This window comes from Sulfurivirga sp. (assembly GCF_015490265.1).
Taxonomy (GTDB): Bacteria; Pseudomonadota; Gammaproteobacteria; order Thiomicrospirales; family Thiomicrospiraceae; genus Sulfurivirga.
The window spans coordinates 1-5019 of sequence record NZ_WFYD01000068.1; the positions used below are offsets into that span (position 1 = coordinate 1).

Consider the following 5019-nt stretch of genomic DNA (forward strand, 5'->3'; position numbering starts at 1 on the left):
ACATCCCGGCGGTGGAGCTGGCCGCCGGGCTGGCGCAGAAGCTCCAGGGCGACACCCCCTTCTTCCTCAGTGACCGGCCGGTGCGTGAACGTTTCGAAGATGCCCGTCCCGCGCGGCGGCCGCAGCGGGAACACAGCCGCCACGCCCCCGAGGGCATGCGCCGCTGGCGTCTGGCCGTGGGCCGCAAGGACGGCGTCCAGCCCGGCAACATCATCGGCGCGCTGGCCAATGAGACCGGCCTGCCCGGCCGGCTGATCCGCAATCTGACCATCGAAGGCCACTACAGCACCGTGGACCTGCCCGCCGATCTGCCCGCCGATATGATCGAGCAGATGCGCCGCATCCGCGTGCGCGGCAAACGACTCGACATCACACCGGAAGGCCAGCGCCACAGCGCCTGAGGCCTTCACACCACCCCTATCCACACAACCCGCCACCCGGCGGGTTTTTCCATTCAGGCGTCTGCCAGCGCCAGCAGAGGTCCATAGCGAAGCGGACGGCCATCGCGCACCGCCACGCCGTAATTGCGTCCGCTGGCCATCAGCTCTCCGTCGGCACGTCGGATCTCCTGCACAAAGCAGAACTTGAGGCGTGAGACCTGCTCCACCTGCACCGACACGGTGAAGACATCCCCTGGTCGAAGAGGGCGGCGGTAATCCACCTCCACCCGCGTGAGCATCAGGTCGACGCCCTCCGCCGCAAGGGCGGCGAAGTCGATGCCGCGGGCCTGCAGGAACTCATGGCGGGCGTGTTCCATGTAATGCAGATAGCGGGCATTGTTGACCACCCCCTGCAGGTCACACTCGTAGTCGCGCACTTTCAATTCAATGGTGAACATGCCATACTCCGTTCAAGCCATTACGGGAGCATTCTAATGGCAATCAGGGACTGGCCGGCCGAATCCCGCCCACGGGAAAAACTGCTGCGGCAGGGGCCCGAGGCGCTGACGGACGCGGAGCTGCTGGCCATCTTTCTGCGCACCGGGGTCGCAGGCGTCAGCGCGGTGGAACTGGCCCAGCAGCTGCTGGACCATTTCGGCGGGCTGGACGCGCTGCTTCGGGCCGACCTTGACGCTTTCACCCGGGCAAAAGGGCTGGGCACGGCCAAATATGTTCAGCTCAAGGCCACGCTGGAGATGGCGCGCCGCTATTTCGAACAGCAGTTGCGCCAGGGCGAAACCTTCTCCCGCCCGGAAGCCGTGGCCGGCTTCCTGCGCCACCTGTTCGACGGCAGTGAGCGGGAACTGTTCGTGGTGCTCCATCTGGACAACGCTCACCGGCTCCTCGCCCATGAAACGCTCTTTACGGGCACCCTGACGGAGACGGCCGTCTATCCGCGCGAGGTGGCCCGTCAGGCGCTGCTGCGCAATGCCGCTGCCATCATCGTGGCCCACAACCATCCTTCCGGCAGCGTGACACCCAGCACTGCAGACCGTCACATTACCCGAAGGCTGAACGCGGCACTGGCCCTGCTGGACATTCGTCTGCTGGATCACTTCATCGTCGCGGGCAAACGCTGGTGCAGCCTGCGCCAGTTGGCCCCCGAAATTTTTGAGTGATCTGATAAAATACTGTTTCATATGATTTTTGAGACCCCGTTTCATGCCGTCACGACACCTGACCGCCCTGCTGTGCCTGTTGCTGTTCAGTCCCTGGTCGCTGGCGGCCAAGCCGCTCTATTTCTGCAACGACCCTGACTGGCCGCCGCTCGATTATGTGGACAGTCAGAAACGTCCCCGCGGCGTGGCGCCCGATACCCTAAAGTGGCTGGTCACCCACCGTCTCAAGCAGTACCGCCTGATCCACTGGCCCACGGAAAACTGGGACCAATCCCTCAAGGCACTGCGCAACAACAAGTGTCAGGTGATGCCGGAAGCAGTGCTCACCCAGAAGCGCCTGCAATGGATGCTGTTCACCCGCCCGTACGCCTCCTATCCGCTGGTCATCATCGGCCGCAAGGGGGATCCGATCATCGCCGACCTCAAGCAGTTGCGTGGCAAGACACTGGCACGTCAGCGCGGTTCCATGGTCGCCGAACGGCTCAGACAGCAGATCCCCGGACTGAAAATCATGGAAACACCGGACAGCAGCAGTGCCTACCTGAGCGTCGCAGGCGGCAAGGCGGACTTCACCGTGGACCCGGCACCGGTGGCACGGGCAAAACTCAATCAGCTGGGCCTGGGGGAGCGGCTGGCCTTCAAAGGTGATACCGGCCTTCGCTACACCCTGCGCATGGCGGTCAACAAAGCCCATCCGGCGCTCTTGCGTCAGCTGGATGCCGCACTTGAGAACATGCCCTTTGCCGAACTCAGCCGCATTGAGAGCCAGTACATCACCCCTGCCGACAAGCAGCCTTTCGCCAAGCTGGAGCCTTTCGATCCGCTGGACTGGCACGGCTGGATCGCATGGGCGAAACAATCCCCCAACCAGCTGATTCTGCTGTCCATCGGTGTCGTGGTATTCCTGCTGGTGCTTCTGGTCATCCGCGGACGACAAAAAGCTGAAGAAGCCGCACTGGACCAGCTCACCGGCCTGCCCAACCGCCACCTGCTGGAAAAGCGCCTGCCCAAGCTGCTACGCCGCGCCAAGCCACCCAAAAAGCCGCTCTCGGTAGTAGCGCTGGATGTGGACTTCTTCAAGAAGATCAATGACGAATACGGTCACCTGACCGGTGACGCCGTGCTCAAGGAGCTGGCCGGCGTGCTCAGGAAGCAGAAGCGTGCCGGCGATCTGGTTGTGCGCTGGGGCGGCGAAGAGTTCCTGTTCGTCGCCCCGGGCGCCAGCCTCAAGCAGGCCTGTGGACTGGCCGAGCGTCTGCGGGACGCCACTCAGCGCCACTTCATGAGCCATGATGTGCTGCCCATGGTCACCATCAGTCTGGGCGTAGCGGAATACCGTCCCGGAGAAACCATGGAACAACTGATCGAACGAGCCGACCGGGCGCTCTACCAGTCCAAGCATCAGGGCCGCAACCGGGTCAGCTGCCACCGGGGTGAAAGACCTGCCACGACCGTGACCGTGTCCGGCATGGAAACCGCCCGCCCCATCGGCGCACGGGATCCGCTCGCCTGAATCCAGTCAGGCGCGGTCCAGCCGGTGGCCGTGCTTGTACTCGTACACCTCGAACACCGTGATGGCCATGGCGGCCATCACCGGCCCGAACAGCAGCCCCAGCACGCCGAAGTGGATCAACCCCGCCAGGGTGGACAGAATGGTGACGAAGGTGTGATTGGACACGCCCAGCTCCGTGCCGCCCGGCAGCGCCCGTGACAGGCGCTGGATGATCAGCGGCCGGGCGATGTTGTCGATGACGAAGCCGGCCACCACCGCGCCCCAGAAGGCGATCAGCAGCGCCGACACCCAGTGCCCCTGGGCCAGCAGCCACACCGACAGCGGCACCCACACCAGCGCCGCGCCTACCACCGGGATGAAGGAAGCCACCGCGATGGCCACCCCCACGAACAGTCCCGGCAGCCCCAGCAGCCAGGCCAACAGGGCGAAGCTGCCGCCCTGCAGCAGCGCTACACCGGCCACCGACATCACCAGTACGGTGGACAGGGCGGTGAAGCGGCGCATCAGCAGCCGGTCAAGCGTGTTTTCCAATGGCGAGAGGATCTCCAGCTTGCGGGCGATGGAGGCCCCGTCCCTGTAGAGGAAGAACAGCGCGAACATGGCCAGCGCGATGAAGGAGAGAAAACTCACCGTGCTGCCCACCAGCGTGCTCAGGGTGTCCACCACCATCCTCTGTACCCAGCCGAGCACCACCCCCGCCTTCTGCTGCAACTGCTGCAGCAGCGCCGCCTGCGCCTCCGGCTCCAGCGGCAACCAGTCCCGGAAACGCTCAAACAGGCTGTGCGGCTCCAGATGAGCCAGCCAGCTCTGGGCGTTGCCGTAGAAGGCGCCCGCCTCCAGACTGACGCGCACCAGCAGATAGGCCAGCGGCAGCACCAGCACCAGCAGCATGACCAGCGTGGCCGCCAGTGCGGCGTGGTCCGGCTTCAGCCGCCAGCGCCGCTGCAGCCACTCATAGACCGGATAGCTGGCGGTGGCCAGGATCATGGCCAGAAACAGCGCCTGCCAGAAGGGCGAGAACAGCCACATCAGCGCCGCCAGCGCCAATATAATAAGGGTCAGCAGAAACCCCTCTTCAAAAGGCCTTTTTTCCATATCCCATGCCTGTCAACAAACTGATCATCCGCCCGGAAGGCACCCTGCAGATTCTCTCGCGCAAGGAGGCCGAGCAGCTCTCCACCGCCAGCGACAACGGCCTGCACGAGCTGGTGCGCCAGTGTGCCCTGGCGGTGCTCAACACCGGCGCCGCTACAGATGATACCCTGAGTCTGCTCCAGGCTCACGACGACTTCGATCTGGAAGTCTCCGTACGCGGCCGCGGCGTGCAGATCACCCTGACCAACCCGCCGGAGCACGCGCTGGTGGACGGCGAGCTGATCGAGGGCATCAAGCACCACCTGTTCGCCGTGCTGCGCGACCTGGTCTACACCCGCAACGACATCACCCGCTCCGGCCGCTTCGACCTCAGCGACCCGGAAGACATCACCAACGCGGTGTTCCACATTCTGCGCAACGCCCGCCTGCTGGTGCCCAACCGGGTGCCCAACATTGTCGTCTGCTGGGGCGGGCACGCCGTCAGCCGAAAGGAGTACGAATACAGCAAGCACACCGGCTACGAGCTGGGACTGCGCGGGCTGGACGTGTGCACCGGCTGCGGCCCCGGCGTGATGAAGGGCCCCATGAAGGGCGCCGGCGTGGGCCACCACAAGCAGCGGGTGCAGGACGGGCGCTTCATCGGGCTGACCGAACCGGGCATCATCGCCGCCGAACCGCCCAATCCGGTGGTCACCGAGCTGTGCATCCTGCCGGACATCGAAAAACGGCTGGAGGCCTTCGTGCGCCTCGGCCATGGCATCATCATCTTCCCGGGCGGCGTCGGCACGCTGGAGGAGATTTTCTACCTGATCAGCATCCTGCTGCATCCGGCCAACCAGCATGTGGCCCTGCC

Annotated in this window: 6 protein-coding genes; 4 read left to right on the forward strand and 2 right to left on the reverse strand. The window is 64.6% G+C overall.

Features of this window, described 5'->3' with window-relative positions; all coding sequences use genetic code 11:
* Positions 1-401: DbpA RNA binding domain-containing protein (locus tag F8K16_RS05025; RefSeq protein ID WP_294947805.1), on the forward strand; the 401-nt coding region annotated here is incomplete at its 5' end.
* Positions 402-454: 53 nt separating this feature from the next.
* Here F8K16_RS05025 and F8K16_RS05030 read toward each other — a convergent pair.
* Entirely contained in the window at positions 455-838 is a 384-nt protein-coding gene (locus tag F8K16_RS05030; RefSeq protein ID WP_294947810.1) for a thioesterase family protein, read from the reverse strand.
* A 36-nt stretch (positions 839-874) separates the two neighbouring features.
* On the opposite strand from F8K16_RS05030, the gene radC reads away from it, so the two are divergent.
* Together radC and F8K16_RS05040 are read left to right on the forward strand one after the other, a co-directional pair.
* Positions 875-1558, forward strand: coding sequence for a DNA repair protein RadC (gene radC, locus F8K16_RS05035; RefSeq protein WP_294947813.1), 684 nt, complete (start codon positions 875-877; stop codon positions 1556-1558).
* A 43-nt stretch (positions 1559-1601) separates the two neighbouring features.
* A complete protein-coding gene (locus F8K16_RS05040; RefSeq protein ID WP_294947816.1) occupies positions 1602-3071 on the forward strand; it encodes a diguanylate cyclase in 1470 nt (489 codons plus the stop codon).
* Positions 3072-3077: 6 nt separating this feature from the next.
* On the opposite strand, the gene F8K16_RS05045 is transcribed toward F8K16_RS05040, so the two are convergent.
* Positions 3078-4166: an AI-2E family transporter gene (locus F8K16_RS05045; protein ID WP_294947819.1), complete on the reverse strand. Its 1089-nt coding sequence runs from the start codon at positions 4164-4166 to the stop codon at positions 3078-3080.
* Between the two features lie 5 nt (positions 4167-4171).
* Here F8K16_RS05045 and F8K16_RS05050 point away from each other — a divergent pair.
* Positions 4172-5019 (forward strand): pyrimidine/purine nucleosidase domain-containing protein (locus F8K16_RS05050; protein WP_294947822.1); only part of this gene is annotated, 848 nt, incomplete at its 3' end.

Excerpts from the sequence above, each read along its gene's own strand:
- F8K16_RS05030 (WP_294947810.1), bottom strand. The coding sequence starts at position 838 with ATGTTCACCATTGAATTGAAAGTGCGCGACTACGAGTGTGACCTGCAG.
- radC (WP_294947813.1), top strand. The coding sequence starts at position 875 with ATGGCAATCAGGGACTGGCCGGCCGAATCCCGCCCACGGGAAAAACTG.
- F8K16_RS05040 (WP_294947816.1), top strand. The coding sequence starts at position 1,602 with ATGCCGTCACGACACCTGACCGCCCTGCTGTGCCTGTTGCTGTTCAGT.
- F8K16_RS05045 (WP_294947819.1), bottom strand. The coding sequence starts at position 4,166 with ATGGAAAAAAGGCCTTTTGAAGAGGGGTTTCTGCTGACCCTTATTATA.